Annotated in this window: 17 protein-coding genes and 1 pseudogene; 11 read left to right on the top strand and 7 right to left on the bottom strand. The window is 73.8% G+C overall.

Annotated features, from left to right (window positions below; genetic code table 11):
* The first annotated feature begins 6 nt into the window (after positions 1-6).
* From ABZT74_RS07105 to lgt, 10 genes are all read left to right on the top strand, one after another.
* On the top strand, positions 7-1,494 hold the full coding sequence (locus tag ABZT74_RS07105; protein ID WP_355870044.1) for an anthranilate synthase component I: 1,488 nt from the start codon (positions 7-9) through the stop codon (positions 1,492-1,494).
* A gap of 170 nt (positions 1,495-1,664) precedes the next feature.
* Positions 1,665-2,318, top strand: coding sequence for a TIGR02234 family membrane protein (locus tag ABZT74_RS07100; protein ID WP_355870042.1), 654 nt, complete (start codon positions 1,665-1,667; stop codon positions 2,316-2,318).
* Positions 2,319-2,499: 181 nt separating this feature from the next.
* Positions 2,500-2,745 carry an HGxxPAAW family protein gene (locus ABZT74_RS07095; RefSeq protein ID WP_355870040.1) on the top strand — a complete coding sequence of 82 codons (246 nt, stop codon included), beginning with the start codon at positions 2,500-2,502 and terminating at the stop codon, positions 2,743-2,745.
* Between the two features lie 232 nt (positions 2,746-2,977).
* Positions 2,978-3,391, top strand: coding sequence for a DUF2752 domain-containing protein (locus ABZT74_RS07090; protein ID WP_356433819.1), 414 nt, complete (start codon positions 2,978-2,980; stop codon positions 3,389-3,391).
* Between the two features lie 165 nt (positions 3,392-3,556).
* Positions 3,557-4,366: an indole-3-glycerol phosphate synthase TrpC gene (gene trpC / locus ABZT74_RS07085; RefSeq protein ID WP_355870036.1), complete on the top strand. Its 810-nt coding sequence runs from the start codon at positions 3,557-3,559 to the stop codon at positions 4,364-4,366.
* A 7-nt stretch (positions 4,367-4,373) separates the two neighbouring features.
* On the top strand, positions 4,374-4,814 hold the full coding sequence (locus ABZT74_RS07080) for a hypothetical protein (RefSeq protein ID WP_356433686.1): 441 nt from the start codon (positions 4,374-4,376) through the stop codon (positions 4,812-4,814).
* Positions 4,815-5,017: 203 nt separating this feature from the next.
* Positions 5,018-6,310 carry a tryptophan synthase subunit beta gene (gene trpB, locus ABZT74_RS07075; RefSeq protein ID WP_356165523.1) on the top strand — a complete coding sequence of 431 codons (1,293 nt, stop codon included), beginning with the start codon at positions 5,018-5,020 and terminating at the stop codon, positions 6,308-6,310.
* The gene (trpA, locus tag ABZT74_RS07070) at positions 6,307-7,122 is read left to right on the top strand and encodes a tryptophan synthase subunit alpha (RefSeq protein WP_355870029.1); all 816 of its coding nucleotides are present in this window, start codon (positions 6,307-6,309) and stop codon (positions 7,120-7,122) included. The genes trpB and trpA overlap by 4 nt, the downstream gene beginning before the upstream one ends.
* A gap of 103 nt (positions 7,123-7,225) precedes the next feature.
* A complete protein-coding gene (locus tag ABZT74_RS07065; RefSeq protein ID WP_356433685.1) occupies positions 7,226-8,002 on the top strand; it encodes a thioredoxin domain-containing protein in 777 nt (258 codons plus the stop codon).
* Positions 8,003-8,144: 142 nt separating this feature from the next.
* Complete coding sequence (gene lgt, locus ABZT74_RS07060; RefSeq protein WP_356433684.1) at positions 8,145-9,224, top strand: prolipoprotein diacylglyceryl transferase; 1,080 nt, start codon at positions 8,145-8,147, stop codon at positions 9,222-9,224.
* 62 nt (positions 9,225-9,286) lie between these two features.
* Here lgt and ABZT74_RS07055 read toward each other — a convergent pair whose 3' ends face one another.
* The 7 genes and pseudogenes from ABZT74_RS07055 to ABZT74_RS07025 form a co-directional block, all read right to left on the bottom strand.
* Positions 9,287-10,126, bottom strand: a complete 840-nt coding sequence (locus ABZT74_RS07055; RefSeq protein WP_356433683.1) for a CoA ester lyase — start codon at positions 10,124-10,126, stop codon at positions 9,287-9,289.
* A complete protein-coding gene (locus tag ABZT74_RS07050) occupies positions 10,123-11,325 on the bottom strand; it encodes a CoA transferase (RefSeq protein WP_356165517.1) in 1,203 nt (400 codons plus the stop codon). The genes ABZT74_RS07055 and ABZT74_RS07050 overlap by 4 nt, the downstream gene beginning before the upstream one ends.
* Positions 11,322-12,218 (bottom strand): ribokinase, encoded by an 897-nt coding sequence (rbsK, locus tag ABZT74_RS07045; RefSeq protein WP_356433682.1) that lies wholly within the window; start codon positions 12,216-12,218, stop codon positions 11,322-11,324. Before rbsK ends, ABZT74_RS07050 begins: the two co-directional genes overlap by 4 nt.
* Entirely contained in the window at positions 12,215-13,579 is a 1,365-nt protein-coding gene (locus ABZT74_RS07040; RefSeq protein ID WP_356433681.1) for an ADP-ribosylglycohydrolase family protein, read from the bottom strand. The genes rbsK and ABZT74_RS07040 overlap by 4 nt, the downstream gene beginning before the upstream one ends.
* Entirely contained in the window at positions 13,567-14,736 is a 1,170-nt protein-coding gene (locus ABZT74_RS07035) for an ADP-ribosylglycohydrolase family protein (protein ID WP_356433680.1), read from the bottom strand. The genes ABZT74_RS07040 and ABZT74_RS07035 overlap by 13 nt, the downstream gene beginning before the upstream one ends.
* A 7-nt stretch (positions 14,737-14,743) precedes the next feature.
* Positions 14,744-16,174 (bottom strand): ADP-ribosylglycohydrolase family protein, encoded by a 1,431-nt coding sequence (locus ABZT74_RS07030; RefSeq protein ID WP_356165511.1) that lies wholly within the window; start codon positions 16,172-16,174, stop codon positions 14,744-14,746.
* A 479-nt stretch (positions 16,175-16,653) separates the two neighbouring features.
* Positions 16,654-17,643 (bottom strand): annotated as a pseudogene (locus tag ABZT74_RS07025) (ADP-ribosylglycohydrolase family protein); the annotation flags it as partial.
* Positions 17,644-17,928: 285 nt separating this feature from the next.
* Here ABZT74_RS07025 and ABZT74_RS07020 point away from each other — a divergent pair.
* A complete protein-coding gene (locus tag ABZT74_RS07020) occupies positions 17,929-18,660 on the top strand; it encodes a VIT1/CCC1 transporter family protein (protein ID WP_355870004.1) in 732 nt (243 codons plus the stop codon).
* The last annotated feature ends 253 nt before the right edge of the window (positions 18,661-18,913 follow it).

The following is an 18,913-nucleotide window of genomic DNA, read 5'->3' as shown; positions in this document are numbered from 1 at the left end:
GCCGCCATGGACCTCGAGACGTTCCGCAAGCTGGCCACCGACCGCCGTGTCATCCCCGTCAGCCGCAAGCTGCTCGCGGACGGCGACACGCCGGTCGCGCTCTACCGCAAGCTGGCCGCCGAGCGCCCCGGCACGTTCCTGCTCGAATCCGCGGAGAACGGCCGAACCTCCCTGTCCTGGTCCCGCTACTCCTTCGTGGGCGTCCGCTCCGCCGCCACCCTCACGGAGCGGGACGGACAGGCGCACTGGCTCGGCACCCCGCCGGTCGGCGTCCCCGTCGACGGTGACCCGCTCGCCGCGCTGCGCGCCACCATCGAGGCCCTGCACACCCCGCACGGCGAGGGCCTGCCCCCGTTCACCGGCGGCATGGTCGGCTATCTGGGCTACGACATCGTGCGCCGCCTGGAGAAGATCGGGCCCGGCGAGCGCGACGACCTGAAGCTGCCCGAGCTGACCATGCTGCTCACCAGCGACCTGGCCGTCCTCGACCACTGGGACGGCTCGGTCCAGCTCATCGCCAACGCCATCAACCACAACGACCTCGACACGGGCGTCGACGAGGCCTACGCGGACGCCGTCGCCCGCCTCGACGCCATGGAGGCCGACCTCTCGCGCGCGGTCTCCCAGCCGCCCGCCGCGCTCCCGCCCTCCGAACTGCCGGAGTACACCGCGCTCTGGGGCGGCCCCGACTTCCGGGCGGCCGTCGAGGACGTCAAGGAGCGCATCCGGGCCGGCGAGGCCTTCCAGGTCGTCCCCTCCCAGCGCTTCGAAACGCCGTGCACGGCCAGCGCGTTGGACGTCTACCGCGTCCTGCGGGCGACCAACCCCTCCCCGTACATGTACCTGTTCCGCTTCGACGGTTTCGACGTCGTCGGCTCCTCCCCGGAGGCTCTCGTCAAGGTCGAGGACGGGCAGGCGATGGTGCACCCCATCGCGGGCACCCGGCCGCGCGGCGCCACCGTCCAGGAGGACCAGGCCCTCGCCGACGAGCTGATCGCCGACCCCAAGGAGCGCGCCGAGCACCTCATGCTCGTCGACCTCGGACGCAACGACCTGGGACGGGTCTGCGAGCCGGGCTCCGTCGAGGTCGTCGACTTCATGTCCATCGAGCGGTACTCGCACGTGATGCACATCGTCTCCACGGTGACCGGCCGTGTCGCCGCTGGCCGCACCGCGTTCGACGTGCTCACCGCCTGTTTCCCCGCGGGCACCCTGTCCGGCGCGCCCAAGCCGCGCGCGATGCAGATCATCGACGAACTGGAGCCCTCCCGGCGCGGGTTGTACGGCGGCTGCGTCGGCTACCTGGACTTCGCGGGCGACTCCGACACGGCCATCGCCATCCGCACGGCCCTGCTGCGCGACGGCACGGCGTACGTCCAGGCCGGCGCCGGCATCGTCGCCGACTCGGTCCCGGAGGCCGAGGACGAGGAGTGCCGCAACAAGGCGGCGGCGGTGCTCCGGGCGGTCCACACGGCGAACCGCCTCGGTGGCTGACCCCGGCCGCTCCGGGCCGCGTCGCGCCCGGGGCCCGGAATGCGGACCCGAAGAGGTGGACCGCGGGCAGTTGAGGGACGTCCGGGCGGCTGCCGGGACGCGCCGGTACGGGCAATAGGACGAGGGTCACGTGAGCCCCGGGTGACGGTTCGACCGGGGTTCAGGCGATAGTGGAGCACGTGACTGCTGTACCTCACCCCCGATCCGAAGCCGCGGGACCCTCCCGGTCCGGCCGCCGCAGCCTTGGCGTGGCCCTGCTGAGCGGTGCGCTCGGCGCGGCCGTGGCCCTGCTGTCCACCCGGCAGAGCTGGGCGGAGGGGACCGCGACCGTGGCCGGCGGCGCCTTTCCGCTGACCGCCAGGGGCAGCGACGTCACGGGCGTGCCCGCGGCGCTCGCGATAGTCGGCCTCGCCGCACTCGTCGCCGTCTTCGCCGTCCGCCGCTCCGGGCGCCTCCTGGTCTCCGTGCTGCTCGCGCTCTCCGGCGCTGGCACGGTCGTGGCGGCCGTCCTCGGCGCCGGCGACACCTCCGCCCTCGACGAGCAGGCCGCCGCCGCCTCCGGCAACACCGCCGCCACCGCGGCCGGTCTCAGCCACACCGCCTGGCCCTACGCGGCCGCGGCGGGCGGCGCGCTGATCCTGCTGGCCGGCCTTCTCGCCGTCCGCTACGGACGGCTGTGGCCCGCCATGTCCGGCCGCTACGAGCGCGACGGCACCCCCCGGCCCCGCAAGGCGAAGCCGGTGGACCCGGACCGCCCCGAGGACCTCTGGAAGGCCCTCGACCGCGGCGAGGACCCGACCGGCCCGGACCCCGCCGGGACCTGAGCCCCGGCCCGCGAGGACCCGCGTCCCCACCTCGCCGGGTCCAACGCCCCGGGCCGGACGTCCCGACCCGGCCGGACCGACGCGCGAGGGGCGACCCCCCGATCACGGCAGACCCGTCCGTACGGGACAATGGACGGTGAGCGTCCGACTCACACACGCACACAGCAACGAGGAGCAAGTCATGGCGGGCAGCAGCCACGGTCACACCCCGGCCGCCTGGACCGGTGTCATCATCGCCTTCATCGGTTTCTGCATCGCGGGCGCCTTCATGGTGATGGCCGAACCGCTGGGCTTCTGGGCCGGCCTGGTCGTCGTCGCCCTCGGTGGCGTCGTCGGCATGGTCATGCGGAGCATGGGCCTGGGCCAGCCGAAGGCCTCCTCCCCGCAGGTCGCGCGCGCCCGGGAGACCGCGAGCGCCGACGCCTGATCCCCGAAGGTCTTCGCCGAAAGGCGGTCCCGGCACCTCCGCCGGGGCCGCCTTTCGCGTACCGGGCGAGCGTCCGCCTCGCGCGCGGGGCAGAATGCGTCGCGTGAACGCCGAATCCCAGAGGGTGACGCAGACCGGGGGCCCCGGTCCCTGGAGCACGTCCGGCACGGAGCCGCACGCCGGTCCCGCGCCGCAGACGCACCCCGGCCGCGTTCCCGCCCCCGCCGCCACCATGGGGGCGGGCGCCGGCGCGGTCCTGCGGCGGCTCGCCGTGCCGGCCGGGATGCTCGCGGCCGTCGTCGGTGCCTTCGCCTACGTCGGTGCCGTCGACCCCAACCGGCCCGGGCACTACCCGGTCTGCCCGCTGCTGCGCCTCACCGGCGTGTACTGCCCCGGCTGCGGCGGTCTGCGCAGCGCGCACGCCTTCGTCCACGGAGACATCGCCGCCGCGCTCACGGACAACGCGCTCGCCGTCGCCGGCTACCTCGTCTTCGCCGTCGTGTGGGCCTTCTGGGTGATCCGTGTCGTGCGCGGACGGCCGGCCCGGCTCGACCTCGGACCGGTCCACCTGTGGAGCGTGGGCGCGTTGGTGCTGGTCTTCACGGTTGTCCGGAACCTGCCCTTCGGCGGCTGGTTGCATCCTTGATCAAATGACAAATGTCCAGGTAGTGGGACCGGTGTCAACCGGATGCGAGGGCTACGCCTTCCTCCGGATACCATCGCAGTGACCCACTTTTCCGTCAGCGACGGTGAACCCGGGTCGACCGCCCCACCGCTTCAACCGTCCACCGCAGGGAAGGGGGCCGCTCGCGTGAGTGTGCTCGACGAGATCATCGACGGAGTCCGTGCCGACCTCGCGGAGCGGCAGGCGCGCGTCAGCCTCGACGAGCTCAAGGAGCGCGCGGCGAAGGCTCCTGCGGCGAAGGACGGCGTGGCCGCCCTGCGAGGTGACAGCGTCAAGGTCATCTGCGAGGTCAAGCGGTCCAGCCCCTCCAAGGGCGCGCTCGCCGCGATCGCCGACCCGGCGGCCCTGGCGGCCGACTACGAGGCGGGCGGCGCGGCCGTCATCTCCGTCCTCACCGAACAGCGCCGCTTCGGCGGTTCGCTCGCCGACCTGGAGGCCGTCCGCGCCAGCGTGGACATCCCGGTCCTGCGCAAGGACTTCATCGTCACGTCGTACCAGCTCTGGGAGGCCCGCGCGTACGGCGCCGACCTGGCGCTGCTCATCGTCGCGGCCCTCGACCAGCCCGCCCTGGAGTCCCTCATCGAGCGGGCCGAGTCCATCGGGCTCACCCCGCTGGTCGAGGTGCACGACGAGGACGAGGTCGAGCGCGCGGTGGACGCCGGAGCGAAGATCATCGGTGTCAACGCGCGCAACCTCAAGACGCTAAAGGTCGACCGCACCACCTTCGAGCGCGTCGCCCCCGAGATCCCGGACGAGCTCGTCAAGATCGCCGAGTCCGGTGTCCGCGGCCCGCACGACCTCATCGCGTACGCCAACGCGGGCGCCGACGCGGTCCTGGTCGGCGAGTCCCTCGTCACCGGCCGTGACCCGAAGACCGCCGTCTCCGACCTCGTCGCCGCCGGCGCCCACCCGGCGCTGCGGCACGGACGGGACTGACCCGCCGGTGACCACCCCGACCCTCGCCCCCGCCGTACCCCGTCCGGGCTCCCGCCCCGACGGCGTACCGGCGTGCGCGGGGTCGGCACCGCATGACCCGTCCGGCGGTCCCGTCCGGCCCACCGCCGGATCGCCCGCACCGCGCACGGACGACGGAGACTCCCGCCCGTCCGCCGCGCCCCTCGACCATTCCGGCCGCTCCGGGACCAGGCCCTTCGTGCCGTCCGGCGCGGTGCTCCCCGTCGCCTCCGCCGCTCGCGACCCCTACGCGCGGCTGGCCCGCGGCTGCCGTCCGCGCGGCTGCCGTGCCCCCGCCCGCCGGGTCCACGGGCGCCGCGTCCGCTACGTCATCGGCGACGAGCCGGGCCAGGTCAACGGCATGCGATGGCCCGAGCGCGTACGCGCGCTCGCACCCCGTCCGGCCACGCCCACTCCTCAGGTGGGCTGAGCAGGTCCTCCCTCGGGCGGGCCCGCCGGTAGCGCCACCCCCAGCCCCCGTGACAGCACGTCCGTCGCGGCGCCCGGTGGGCAGGCGGCGGGGTGGCGCTGTCGACGACGAGCACGTCGGTGACAGCGGAGCACGGGTGCGTCCGGCTGACGTGATCCCTGTCCGACCCGTAACCGGGGCTGTCGCCCCTGCGAGGTAACCGCATGCCCAGCGAGTTCTTCATTCCCGACCCCGAGGGTCAAGTCCCCACCGCCGAGGGCTACTTCGGCGCGTTCGGCGGCAAGTTCATCCCGGAGGCGCTGGTCGCCGCCGTGGACGAGGTCGCCGTCGAGTACGACAAGGCGAAGGCCGACCCCGCGTTCGCCCGCGAGCTCGACGACCTGCTCGTCCACTACACCGGACGCCCCAGCTCCCTCACGGAGGTGCCGCGCTTCGCCGAACACGCGGGCGGCGCACGCGTCTTCCTCAAGCGCGAGGACCTCAACCACACCGGCTCGCACAAGATCAACAACGTGCTCGGTCAGGCCCTGCTCACGAAGCGCATGGGCAAGACCCGCGTCATCGCGGAGACCGGCGCCGGCCAGCACGGCGTCGCCACGGCCACCGCCTGCGCGCTGTTCGGCCTCGAATGCACCATCTACATGGGCGAGATCGACACCGAGCGCCAGGCACTCAACGTGGCCCGGATGCGGATGCTCGGCGCCGAGGTCATCGCCGTGAAGTCCGGCTCGCGCACCCTCAAGGACGCCATCAACGAGGCGTTCCGCGACTGGGTCGCCAACGTCGACCGCACCCACTACCTGTTCGGCACGGTGGCCGGCCCGCACCCGTTCCCCGCCATGGTCCGCGACTTCCACCGCGTCATCGGCGTCGAGGCCCGCCGGCAGATCCTGGAGCGCGCCGGGCGGCTGCCCGACGCCGCCATCGCCTGTGTCGGCGGCGGCTCCAACGCCATCGGCCTCTTCCACGCCTTCATCCCCGACGGCGACGTGCGCCTGATCGGCTGCGAGCCCGCCGGGCACGGCGTCGAGACCGGCGAGCACGCGGCGACGCTGACCGCGGGCGAGCCGGGCATCCTGCACGGATCGCGGTCGTACGTCCTTCAGGACGAGGAGGGCCAGATCACCGAGCCCTACTCGATCTCGGCCGGACTCGACTACCCCGGCATCGGCCCCGAGCACGCCTACCTCAAGGACAGCGGCCGCGGCGAGTACCGCGCGGTCACCGACGACGCGGCGATGCAGGCCCTGCTGCTGCTCTCCCGCACCGAGGGCATCATCCCGGCCATCGAGAGCGCCCACGCCCTCGCCGGCGCCCTGGAGGTCGGCAAGGAGCTGGGCAAGGACGGCCTGATCGTCGTCAACCTGTCCGGGCGCGGCGACAAGGACATGGACACCGCCGCCCGTTACTTCGGCCTCTACGAGACCGGGGCCGACGCCGTCGTCCCCGCGGACGCCGAGGGCGAGCACGCCGAGATCGAGGGGGACGCCAAGTGAGCGGCAACATCCAGCTGTTGAGCGACACCCTCGCCGCGGCGAAGGCCGAGGGCAGGTCCGCCCTCATCGCCTACCTGCCGGCCGGGTTCCCGACCGTCGACGGCGGTATCGCCGCCGTCAAGGCCGTCTTCGAGGGCGGCGCCGACATCGTCGAGGTCGGGCTGCCGCACAGCGACCCCGTCCTCGACGGGCCCGTCATCCAGACCGCCGACGACATCGCCCTGCGGGGCGGCCTCAAGATCGCGGACGTGATGCGGACGGTCCGGGAGTCCTTCGCGGCCACCGGTAAGCCGGTCCTCGTGATGACGTACTGGAACCCCATCGACCGCTACGGCGTCGAGCGTTTCACTGCCGAGCTGGCGGAGGCGGGCGGCGCGGGCTGCATCCTGCCCGACCTGCCCGTGCAGGAGTCGGCCCTGTGGAGGGAGCACGCCGAGAAGCACGGTCTCGCGACCGTCTTCGTCGTCGCGCCCAGCAGCAGGGACGCGCGGCTCGCCGAGATCACCGCCGCGGGCAGCGGCTTCGTCTACGCGGCCTCCCTGATGGGCGTCACCGGCACCCGCGCGTCGGTCGGAGCCCAGGCCCAGGAACTGGTCGCGCGCACCAAGGCGACCACCGACCTGCCCGTCTGCGTCGGCCTCGGCGTCTCGAACGCCACCCAGGCCGCCGAGGTGGCCGGCTTCGCCGACGGAGTGATCGTCGGCTCCGCGTTCGTGAAGCTGATGCTGGACGCGCCGGACGAGGCGGCCGGCCTCGACGCCGTCCGCGCGCTCGCGGGCGACCTGGCGAAGGGCGTACGCGGAACGGCGTGACGCCGGAGGGCGTGTCCGTACGTAACGGACAATACGCTCACTCGAACGGGTGGACCTTGGACCGGGGAGGCGCGCTGCGCCTCCCCGGTTCGTTCTGCCGGATGTGAGCGAGAAGAACCATGACGGAAAGCGCAGCGCCCGCGAGCGGATGGCGGCGGAGCGAGAGAAGCAGAAGAGCGCGGAGAAGCGCCGGCGCGCGCTGATCGTGGGGGCCTCGGTGGTCTGCGTGCTGGGTCTGGCGGCCGTGATCGGCGTGGTCGCAGCCAACTCCGGCAAGGACAAGAAGAGCGACACCGCGGGCCCGGTCGTGACGCCCTCGGGGGCCACCGGCAAGGACAGTCTCGCCATCCCCGTCGGCAAGGACGGCGCCAAGTCGACCCTCACGGTCTGGGAGGACTTCCGCTGCCCGGCCTGCAAGGCCTTCGAGACGACGTACCGCCCGACCATCCACGAGCTGGTCGACTCCGGTCAGCTGAAGGTCGAGTACCACCTCGTGACGCTGATCGACGGGAACATGGGAGGAAGCGGCTCCCGCAACGCGGCGAACGCCGCGGCCTGCGCCCAGGACGCCGGAAAGTTCAGCGCGTACCACGACGTGCTGTACGAGAACCAGCCCGAGGAGACCGAGGACACCTTCGCCGACAACGCCAAGCTCATCGAGCTCGCGGGCAAGGTCGACGGGCTGGACACCCCCGCGTTCCAGAAGTGCGTCAACGACGGCACGCACGACAGCTGGGTCACGAAGTCGAACGCCGCGTTCCAGAGCGGCGGCTTCACCGGCACGCCGACCGTGCTCCTCGGCGGAAAGAACATCTACGCGGACCAGTCGATGACGCCCGCCAAGCTCAAGCAGATGGTCGAGGCCGCGAACAAGGGCTGAGCCGCCCATGGCCCCGGTGCCCCCGGTCTGTCCGACAGGCCGGGGCACCGGCCGCTGTGGCCCGTGGGTCACAGCACGTTATGGACCCGTTGCAGGGCTGCCCGCCGTGGGCGGCGTCCGGCACGGTAGCGTCGACCTTGCCATGGAACTTGCCTTCATCCCCAGCCCGTCGCGCGGTGTGCTGCACCTCGGCCCCATTCCGCTGCGCGGCTACGCGTTCTGCATCATCATCGGCGTCTTCCTCGCCGTCTGGCTCGGCAACCGGCGCTGGATCGCCCGGGGCGGGCGGACCGGCACGGTGGCGGACATCGCGGTCTGGGCCGTGCCCTTCGGCCTCGTCGGCGGCCGGCTCTACCACGTGATCACGGACTACGAGCTGTACTTCAGCGCCGGCCGTGACTGGGTGGACGCCTTCAAGATCTGGGAGGGCGGCCTCGGCATCTGGGGCGCGATCGCGCTCGGTGCCGTGGGCGCCTGGATCGGCTGCCGCCGCCGGGGCATCCCGCTGCCCGCGTGGGCCGACGCCGTCGCACCCGGTATCGCCTTCGCGCAGGCGGCCGGCCGCTGGGGCAACTGGTTCAACCAGGAGCTGTACGGCCGGGCGACGGACCTCCCCTGGGCGCTGCACATCACGTCCTCCACGGACGGCCGCGTCCCCGGCTACTACCACCCGACGTTCCTGTACGAGTCGCTGTGGTGCATCGGCGTCGGTCTGCTCGTCATCTGGGCCGACCGCCGCTTCACACTGGGCCACGGACGCGCCTTCGCGCTGTACGTCGCCGCGTACTGCGTGGGCCGGTTCTGGATCGAGTACATGCGCGTCGACGACGCCCACCACATCCTGGGCCTGCGTCTCAACGACTGGACCGCGATCGGCGTCTTCCTCCTGGCGGTGCTGTACATCGTGCTCTCGTCCCGGATGCGTCCGGGCCGCGAGGCGGTCGTGGAGCCGGGTGCCGGTGCGGACGCCCCCTCCGACGGTGACAAGGCGACGGCCTCCGCCGAGGCGGAGGGCGAGTCCGGGACCATCACCGAGGACTCCGGGACCACCACCGAAAGCAAGGACGAGGCCAAGGACGAGGCCGACGCCGCGTCGGTCGACCTCGACAAGCCCGCTGCCGAGGACACCGCCTCCTCCGGGGAGTCCGACGAGGCGTCCGACGCCCCGTCCGCGTCGACGGCCGCCTCCCGGGACGAGGCCGGGTCGGCCAAGAAGAGCTGAGTTCCGCCCGTACGCCGAAGGGGGCGCCGCGTTCCAGGACGCGGCGCCCCCTTTCGCGTCGCTCAGACCGTGCGGCGGGCCAGCGCGAGGGTGCGGCGGGCACCCGTGACCACCGCCGCGTCGATGAAGCGGCCGTCCGGCAGGGCCTGGGCGCCCGGTTCGGCGGCGGCCGCCGCGATCACCGCCTCGGCGGCGTCGACCTCGGCGGGAGTGGGGAGGTAGGCCCGCTCGATGATGGGGAGCTGGAGGGGGTGGATGGCCGCGCGGCCGAGGAAGCCGAGCGCGCGCCCGTGGGCGCAGGAGGCGGCCAGGCCCTCCACGTCGCGGATGTCGGGATAGACCGTCTGGACCGGCGGCGGCAGGCCCGCCGCCCGGGCGGCGACGATCACCCGAGCCCGGGACCAGTCCAGGCCCGTCCCGTCCCGGATGCCGAGATCGGCGCGCAGGTCCGCCTCGCCGATCGCGATGCCGCGCAGTGCCTTGTGCGAGGAGGCGATGTCGAAGGCCTGCTCCACACCGAGGGCCGTCTCCAGCAGGGCGTACAGCGGGATCGTGTCGCCCTCCGCGGGGGTCGCGCTCTCCGCCACCCGGACGACGTCGGACCGCGAGGTCACCTTCGGCAGACGCAGGCCGGACAGGCCGGGCAGCGGCGAGAGGGTCTTCAGGTCGGTGTCGGCGAACGGGCCGTCGAGGGCGTTGACCCGCACGTGCACCGGGACGGGCGGCCGCGCCGTGAGGAGCTCGGCGGTGGCGGCGCGGGCGTACCCCTTGCGGTCCGGGGCGACCGCGTCCTCCAGGTCGACGAGCACGACGTCCGCACCGGAGGCGAGGGCCTTGGCCACCACCTCGGGGCGGTCACCGGGCGCGTACAGGTAGGTGAGGGGCAGCAGCTCCGCCGTCACAGCGCCCCCTCCGCTCTCAGTGCCTCGATCTCGGTTCCGGTCAGGCCGAGTTCGGTGAGTACGGCTTCGGTGTCCGCGCCGTGCGGGCGGCCCGCCCAGTGGATCGCGCCGGGCGTGGCCGAGAGCCGGAAGAGGACGTTCTGCATGCGCAGCGGGCCCAGTTCGGGGTCGTCGACGGTGGTGACGGAGTCCAGGGCCTGGTACTGCGGGTCGGTCATGACGTCCCGGACGTCCTGGACGGGGGCCACCGCCGCCTCCGCCTTCTCGAACTCCGCGAGGACCTCGTCCCGGCTGTGGCGGGCGATCCAGGCGCCGACCGCCCCGTCGAGGACGTCCGCGTGCAGGGCCCGCTCCGCGCCGGTCGCGAACCACGGCTCGTCGATCACGTCGGGGCGGCCGACGAGGCGCATCACCCGCTCGGCGACCGACTGCGCCGACGTGGAGACGGCGACCCAGGAACCGTCCGCCGTGCGATAGGTGTTGCGGGGCGCGTTGTTCGCCGAGCGGTTGCCGGTGCGCGCCTGCACATGACCGAGCTGGTCGTACCAGATGGGCTGCGGGCCGAGGACGGTCAGGATCGGCTCGATGATCGCCATGTCGATGACCTGGCCCTCGCCGGTGCGGTCACGCGCGTTCAGCGCGGTCAGCACGGCGTACGCGGTCGCCAGCCCGGCGATCGAGTCGGCGAGGCCGAACGGGGGCAGGGTGGGCGGCGCGTCCGGTTCGCCGGTGATGGCCGCGAAGCCGCTCATCGCCTCCGCGAGGGTGCCGAAGCCGGGACGGCGCGCGTAGGGGCCGAACTGGCCGAAGGCGGTGACCCGGGCGAGGATCAGCCGGGGGTTCGCCGCGGACAGTTCCTCCCAGCCCAGGTCCCACTTCTCCAGCGTGCCCGGGCGGAAGTTCTCGACGATCACGTCGGCTTCCGCTGCGAGCCGGAGCAGGGTGGCCCGGCCGCCGGGCTTCGACAGGTCGAGCGTGATCGTGCGCTTGTTGCGGCCGAGGAGCTTCCACCACAGACCGATGCCGTCCTTCGAGGGGCCGTGGCCCCGGGACGGATCCGGCTGCCTGGGGTGCTCGACCTTGACGACCTCCGCGCCGAAGTCGCCGAGCAGGGTGGCGGCGAGCGGCCCCGCGAACAGCGTCGCGAGGTCGAGGACGCGCAGGCCGCTGAGGGAGCCCCCCTCCGGGAGGCCGCTCATGAGCCGGACCGGACGGCGTCGATCTGCGAGCGGTACGGCATCGAGGTCGTCGCGCCGTGCCGCTGCACCGACAGGGCGGCGGCCGTCGACGCCCAGGAGAGCGCCTCCGGCATCTCCCGGCCCTCGGCCAGTGCCACCGCGAGGGTGCCGACGAAGGTGTCGCCGGCGCCGGTGGAGTCGACGGCGGTCACCTCCGGGGCGGGCACGGTGAGGGGTTCGGCGCCCCGGGCCGCGTAGAGGCATCCGGCGGCGCCGAGGGTGACGACGACCTCCTGGACCTGTTCGAGCAGGGCGGCGGCGGCTCCGGCCGGGTCGGTGAATCCGGTGAGCGCGGCGGCCTCGTGCTGGTTGGGCACCAACAGGTCGATGGAGGACAGCAGTCGGGGCGGGAGGAACTGGGCGGGGGCGGGGGTGAGGATGGTCCGGACGCCGTGCCGGCGGGCGGCCTCCGCGCCCGCGACGACGGCTTCCAGCGGGATCTCCAGCTGGAGCAGGAGCGCGTCGGCGCCGGCGATGAGCCCCTCGTCGCCGGGGGCGAGGGCGGTGACGGTGCCGTTGGCGGCGGGGATGACGACGATCGCGTTGGCGCCCTCGTCGTCCACCACGATGTGGGCGGTCCCGGACGGGCCCTCGATGGTGCGCAGATGGTCGGTGTTCACCCCGAAGTGCTCAAGGGTGGAGCGGAGTTGGGTGCCGAAGGAGTCGGCGCCCACCGCGCCGACCAGCGAGACGTCGGCGCCGGCGTGGGCGGCGGCCACCGCCTGGTTCGCGCCCTTGCCGCCGGGGATCGTGCGGAACTCCCGTCCCGTCACCGTCTCTCCGCGCTGCGGGGCTTTGGCGACATACGCGACGAGGTCCATGTTCGTGCTGCCGAGCACGGCGATATGGGTCATGGGCGAACGCTCTCCCGTTGTGTGAGGTGGGCGAGGACGTCGAAGCCGACGCCGTCGAAGTCGGCGACGGAGGTGGCGAGCCGGTTCTTGAGGGGGCTCGTCCAGCGGTCGGGGAGGGCGGCGGGGTCACCGGCGAGCAGGCCCGCGACACTTCCGGCCGTCGCGCCGTTCGAGTCGGTGTCCAGGCCGCCGGACACCGCGCGGCACACCGACGCGCCGAAGTCGCCGTCCGCGTGGGTGAGGGCGGCGGCCATCAGCGCGGTGTTGGGCACGGCGTGGACCCAGTGGTATCCGTGGTGCGTGGCGTGCAGTTCGTCGACGACGGCGTCGAAGTCCGCCGTCGTACGGGCGAGCCGGACGGCGTGCCGGACCGCGTGCGCCAGCCGGGAGCCGGGCGGCACCACGGTCAGCCCGGTGCGCAGGCAGGCGTGGATGTCGCTCGCCCCGGTCGCGGCCTCGGCGATGACGGCGGCCGTGAACATCGCCGCGTAGACGCCGTTGGCCGTGTGGGTGAGGACGGCGTCGCGGTGGGCCTGTTCGGCGGCTCCGGCCGGGTCGCCGGGATTGGTCCAGCCGTGCACGTCGGCGCGGATCAGAGCGCCGATCCACTCACGGAACGGGTTGCGTGCGCGAGCGGTGTCCGGGGGTTCGACGCCGGCCAGCAGATGGCCGTAGGCGACGCGTTCGGCGGTGAAGGTGCGGCCGGCGGGGAGTTCGTCCAGCCAGAGCCGTGCCACGTCCGCCGTGCTGAACCCTCTGCCGCGGCGCTGGAGCAACAGGAGGTTCAGCAGCGGGTAGTTGAGGTCGTCGTCCTCCGGCATGCCGTCGATGTTCTCGGCGAGGGAGGTGGGGGCGGAGCGCCGGTTCCAGGGGTGCGCGTCCAGGAGCTCCCGCGGGACGCCCCGCGCGGTGAACCAGGTGCCGAGGGGCCAGTTGCCCGCGGCCCGGGCGAGCGCCCGGATGCCGTGGAGGGGGAGCTTCTCCACCGGTTTGCCGAGCAGGCAGCCCACGGCCCGGCCCAGCCAGGCGGCCTCCAGCGCGGCCGGGCCGGGAGGGCGCGCGGGTGTGGTCGGCGGGGCCGGCCACTGCGGGCAGCGGGCCCTGATCAGGGCCAGTTCCGTCGGCTCCTCGCCCGCCGACGGGTCCGGCAGCGCGTCGAGTTCGTCGAGCAGGTCCAGGGCCAGCCGGCGCAGCGGCGGCGGCGCCGGGACCGTCGAGGCGCCCGCGCGCAGCGGTGCCTCCGCGCCACCCGCGGCACGCCAGCGGGCGGCGACGGAGGCGGCGTCGCGGCCGTCCTGGGCCGCCTGGTGGAGTTCGTGGCCGAGGAGGTCCTCGGGCTGCACCCAGGTCAGCCGGAGCACGGCGTTCCCGTCAGCGCCGCGTACGCCCTCTCGTGGGCCCGGCGGCGTTCGACGTCATGGTCGAAGATCTCCCGTGTCACCTCGGTGAGCGTGCGCGCCGGGGCGTCCAGGTCGAGACGGCTGGACTCCGCGACCGTCTTCGCCCAGTCGTGCGGAACCGGGGAGCCCAGCGCTCCGGCGACGGCTCCGGCCATGGTGGCGATGGAGTCGCAGTCACGGCCGTAGTTGACCGAGCCGAGCACCGCGTGCCGGAAGTCGCCGCCGGAGACGATCAACATGCCGAGCGCGACGGGGAGTTCCTCGATGGAGTGGAGCCGGGAGGGCCGCCGCGCGCCGAGCGAGGGGGAGCGGTAGTCGGGGCCGACCGTGTCGTAGGGGGCCACCGCCCGGCGCAGCGGGACGAGCGCCGACTCGAAGTCCGTGTACCGGGAGGCGACTTCGCAGACGGCCTCGACGGCGTCGCGGGTGCCGTCCTTGGCCAGCGACAGACACGCGGCGACGACCGAGTCGGGGGTCGCGCCGGGTGCGCAGGCCGCCGCGACCGCCGCCGCGAACACTCCCGCCGCCTCGCGTCCGTACGAGGACTGGTGGGCGCCGGCGACGTCCAGCGCCTCCGTGTACGCGCCCGCCGGGTTCGCTGCGTTGACCAGGCCGACCGGGGCCATGTACATCGCGGCACCGCAGTTGACGATGTTCCCCGAGCCCGCCTCGCGGGGGTCCACGTGGCCGTAGTGCAGCCGTGCCACCAGCCACTTCTCGGCGAGGAAGATCCGCTGGAGGGGGAGTGCCTCGGCCTCCAGTTCCGGGATCCAGCGCGGGGTCGTCATCAGGTCCGGGACCAGGTGCGTGGCGACGGAGTAGGCGTCGAGGTGGTCGCGGACGGTGGCGTAGACCCGTACCAGCGCGTGGGTCATCAAGGTGTCGTCGGTGACGTGTCCGTCGCCCTTGTGGTAGGGGGCGATCGGTCGGGCGGTGGGCCAGTCGTCGCCGTTCCAGGGGCCCACGACACCGTGCACGCGGCCGCCGTGACGTTCGGTGATCTGGTCGGGGGAGTAGCCCTCGACGGGGCCGCCGAGCGCGTCGCCGACGGCGGCTCCGACGAGGGCTCCGGCGATCCGTTCGTCGAGGGTTCCGGTTCCTTCTCCTTTGGGCGTCATGCCCGAATCATCCCTCTGGGGTGGCCAGTTCCGGGGAATCGAGCGGGTCGGCGCGTCCCGCCGCTTCGAGGAGTTCGGCGAGCCCGATGAGATCCGTGCCGGTCAGCCGGGGGAGCGCGCAGCCGGAGAGGGTGCGGCAGGCTTCGCGCCAGGAGGCGGGCAGTGCGGCGCCCCCGCCGAGCGCCCCGCAGAGTGCCCCGGCGAGGGCCGGGGCCGAGTCGGCGACCCGGGACAGACAGGCGGCGGCGGGTACCGCCTCGGCGATCCGGCCGCGCGAGGCGATCGCCAGGGCCAGCGCGACGGGGACGGTCTCGGCCGCCGCGATGCCGTAGCTGTAGACGTGGTCGACGATCTGGTGCTCCAGCAGCGGGACCAGGGCGAAGGCGCTGTCGCCGCCCTGGGCGAGGGCGAGGGCGTGCCGGGCGTTGCGGCCGATCTCCGTGCCGGCCGGCAGTTCGGTGAGGGCGGCGTCCACGCAGGCCCCGACGGGATGCCCGGCGAGCGCGAGGGACACGGCGGCCGCCATCGCGCGGGCACCGTGCACCCCGTCGCCGTCCTGGGTGTAGCGGGCGTCGAACTCGGCGAGTTCCGCGGCGAGTCGGGGGTCTCCCGGGTGCGCGACGGCGAGCACGCAGGCCCGTACGCAGGCGGCGTCGTCGAAGTAGTGCGGGTTGTCGTGACCGGTGGCGGGCGGGCGCAGCCCGGTGGCGAGGTTGCCGAGTCCGGCCCGTACCGAGATACGGGCGCGCAGCGGGAGCACCGCGGACTCGACCTCGGGGGCGCGGTCCGCGGCGGCGGCGACCTCGCTGGCCACGGCGTTCCAGGACAGGTCGATGGACGCGCGCATCCGGCGTTCGAGGCTGATGTCGCCGAGGGCCGCGGTCTCGCCGGCCCGCAGCACGGCCTCCGCCGCGAACGCCGCCCACTCGGCGTCGTCCGAGGGGCCGAGGCGCAGCGGCTCCGGGGGCTGGTTCAGGGCGATGGGCACGGGCAGCGTCGTCGTGGCGTTCTGCTCCGCGAACGTGTCCAGTTCGCGCGTCAGCCGCCGCGTCCACTCGGGCATCCGCGCGGCCCGGTGCCGGGCGGCGGGCCAGCCGGCGGCGTCACCGGCGGCCAGCCCGAGCAGCAGCCCCTCGATCCGCCGGGACGGCTCACCGGCCGTCCCCGTCCCGGCCGGGGACACCGCGCCGCCGGTCACCAGGGTCCGGGTCCCGCCCGCGCTCCCCGGCGTCACGGGAGCCGGCCCGGGAGACGTCGTCTCCGCGCCGAACCCCACCGTCACCGGCTCGGAGCCGCCCGGCAGGGCCGGCACCCGCGGGTTCGCCGTGATGAACATCGCCGCCTCCGTGCCCGCCGCGACCGGCGGCGGCATCAGCTCGGCGGCCCCCGCGGACGCCGCCCCCTCGCCGGACGCGTCCCCGGCCGGCCCCGGCCTCACGACCGGACCTCGCCGTCGACGGACACCTCGGCGGAGTGCGTGCCGGTCCCGGTCGCGAGGGGAGGGGGTCCCGGGAGAGTGGGGGTCCCGGGGACGCCGGGTGGTCGGGCCCCGTGAGCGTCGACGGCCGGAGCGGCCGCGGCCGCGTCGATCCCGGCTGCCCGGAGGGGTTCCGCCCCCGGGAGAGCCGCTGCGGGGACGGGACCGTCCGAACGCCGTTCCGTTTGCGCGTCCGGCGCCGGACGCGCCGTGGGCTTCTCGGCCGATGCGTGCAGGACGTACGGCTCCGGGGGCCGGACCGTGTCCGGTTCCTGGGCAGGGGGCTCGTGTCCGGAGGCACCGGGCCGGACGAGGTGCGGGTCCGCAGCCGGAGTGGTGTGCGTGGCCGGGTTCCCCGAGGGGTGCGGGGGCGGAACGGGGTACGGGGTCGGGAGGGGCGGGGTGTGGGCCGGAGCGGCCCGCCACTTCTCCCCGGACTCCGGGGTCAGCAGTTCGGCCACGTCCAGGATGTGGTGGCCCTCCATCGAGGGGAGGCAACTGCCGCGGGCCGGTCCGATGGCGGACGCCCAGGCCGCCGGGATCGCCGACGCCCCCTGGGTCGCGCCCGCCAGCGCCCCGGCGACCGCGGCGGTCGTGTCGGCGTCGCGGCCCATGTTCACCGCCGTGAGCACGGACTCCGTGAACTCCCCGTCCGCCGCCGCGTACGCCCCGAAGGCGAGGGCCACCGCCTCGGGGGCGAGGTCGGTCCAGGGGTATCCGCCGATCACCACCGCGGAACGCACCGCCCGTTCGCCGCGGTGGGCCACCGCGACCGCGCGGCGCAGCGAACGGGCTGTCCAGGAGTCGTCCGGGATGACGGCCAGGGCGGAGGCGACGACCGCGATCGTGGGGGCGCCCGCCATCGCGGCGGCGACACCCGCGGCGACGGCCTGGCCGCCGTAGATGCCCTCGCCGTCGTGGCTCACCGAGCCGTCGATCGCCACGAGCCGGGCGGCCTCGGCGGGCCGTCCGGCCGCGAAGACCCCGAAGGGTGCCGCGCGCATGGCCAGACCGTCGCTCCAGGCGTGCCGGTGCTGGGCGGAGATGGGCGCCGCGAGCCCCCGCCGGAGGTTCTCCAGCGTGCCCCGCTCGCTGAATCCGGCCCCGCGGAACGGCCCCTCGTCGAGGTCCGCGATCCACTGGTGCCAGGCCGACTCGACGTGCGCCAAGGTGAGCGCCGACCCGTGCCGGGCCAGCAGCAGCCCCGAGAAGATCGCGTACTCCGTGTCGTCCGTACCTGCCGGATGCTCGGCGACGTACCCGGTGATCCGGCCCCACCTCGCGCGGATCTCCGACGGCTTCATGTTCTCGGCGGGCGCGCCCAGCGCGTCCCCGACGGCGAGTCCGAGCAGTGCGCCGCGCGCGCGGTCACGCAGACCGGCGGCGTTCCCGGGAGCCGGGGCCGAGGGAATGCAGGCGATGGAAGCCATACGTGCCTCTCCTCTCAGGGCCCCTGCAGGCGCGCGGAGTGCGGGCGCGGAACCCTTTGCGGATCTGTCCCACCTTGGCGGTTGACAGGAGCCTCGCGAGCATCACTGTCACCCGGTCGACATCTGTGCATGTCATGCCACGGATGAGCGCAAAGAGGTAAAGCCGCAGGTTAGCGCAGCCTTTCCTTGCTGGCGGGACGGAATTTCTCGGCGTACTTTTGGGGTTGTCAAAAAGTGGAAGACGTCCAATCAAGCAGCCACGACCACGCATCCAGGGGGACCGCCATGGCGATCATCGAGACCGAGGCGACGCTGCACGCGGCGCACCGTGACAACCACACCCACCGCGACGTCAACGGCGGATGGCTGCGCCCCGCCGTGTTCGGCGCGATGGACGGCCTCGTCTCGAACCTCGCCCTGATGACCGGCGTGGCCGGCGGGAACGTCTCGCACCAGACGATCGTCATCACCGGACTCGCGGGCCTCGCCGCCGGCGCCTTCTCCATGGCCGCCGGCGAGTACACCTCGGTCGCCTCGCAGCGCGAGCTCGTCGAGGCGGAGCTCGCGGTGGAGCGCCGTGAGCTCCGCAAGCACCCCAAGGACGAGGAGCGCGAGCTGGCCCAGCTGTACGAGGGCCGTGGAGTCGAGCCCGAGCTGGCCCGCGAGGTCGCCCGGCAGCTCTCCCGCGACCCGGAGCAGGCGCTGGAGATCCACGCGCGCGAGGAGCTCGGCATAGACCCGGGCGACCTGCCCTCCCCGACCGTCGCCGCCGTGTCCAGCTTCGGATCGTTCGCCCTCGGCGCCCTGCTGCCCGTCCTGCCGTTCCTGCTCGGCGCGACCGCCCTGTGGCCCGCGCTGCTGCTCGCGATGTTCGGCCTCTTCGGCTGCGGTGCCGTCGTGGCCAAGGTGACCGCGCGAAGCTGGTGGTTCAGCGGACTGCGGCAGCTCGCTCTCGGTGGCGCCGCGGCCGGTGTGACGTACGCCCTGGGCAGCCTGTTCGGTACGGCCGTAGGATGACGCGACGATCGCTTATGCACGGGACTGCATAAGTAGTTGTTACCCGGCGGTTTCGATTCCTTAACCGCTGGGAATGAGCCGTAAGCACCGCAGGCAATGACGCCTGCGCAGCACCCCCGTGGCGGGTCATGAAGCCTGCCGCGATCCGGCCCGACGGCCACCGATCTGTCCGTTGAGGCCCCATTACCTTCCACCGCCGAGCGCGGTGCCGCCGCCACCCTGCGGTGTCCGCATGCTGGAATGAAGTATCCGG

The sequence above is a fragment of the Streptomyces sp. NPDC005302 genome (assembly GCF_040607345.1).
Lineage (GTDB): Bacteria > Actinomycetota > Actinomycetes > Streptomycetales > Streptomycetaceae > Streptomyces.
The sequence above is the reverse complement of the archived record's forward strand: the minus strand, read 5'-3'. Positions and strand labels throughout refer to the sequence as shown.

What these genes read in the sequence shown, in the direction of transcription:
- ABZT74_RS07095 (WP_355870040.1), top strand. Translation starts at nt 2,500, where the DNA reads ATGGCGGGCAGCAGCCACGGTCACACCCCGGCCGCCTGGACCGGTGTC.
- ABZT74_RS07035 (WP_356433680.1), bottom strand. Translation starts at nt 14,736, where the DNA reads ATGACGCCCAAAGGAGAAGGAACCGGAACCCTCGACGAACGGATCGCC.
- rbsK (WP_356433682.1), bottom strand. Translation starts at nt 12,218, where the DNA reads ATGACCCATATCGCCGTGCTCGGCAGCACGAACATGGACCTCGTCGCG.
- lgt (WP_356433684.1), top strand. Translation starts at nt 8,145, where the DNA reads ATGGAACTTGCCTTCATCCCCAGCCCGTCGCGCGGTGTGCTGCACCTC.
- ABZT74_RS07020 (WP_355870004.1), top strand. Translation starts at nt 17,929, where the DNA reads ATGGCGATCATCGAGACCGAGGCGACGCTGCACGCGGCGCACCGTGAC.
- trpB (WP_356165523.1), top strand. Translation starts at nt 5,018, where the DNA reads ATGCCCAGCGAGTTCTTCATTCCCGACCCCGAGGGTCAAGTCCCCACC.
- ABZT74_RS07090 (WP_356433819.1), top strand. Translation starts at nt 2,978, where the DNA reads ATGGGGGCGGGCGCCGGCGCGGTCCTGCGGCGGCTCGCCGTGCCGGCC.
- ABZT74_RS07105 (WP_355870044.1), top strand. Translation starts at nt 7, where the DNA reads ATGGACCTCGAGACGTTCCGCAAGCTGGCCACCGACCGCCGTGTCATC.
- ABZT74_RS07050 (WP_356165517.1), bottom strand. Translation starts at nt 11,325, where the DNA reads ATGAGCGGCCTCCCGGAGGGGGGCTCCCTCAGCGGCCTGCGCGTCCTC.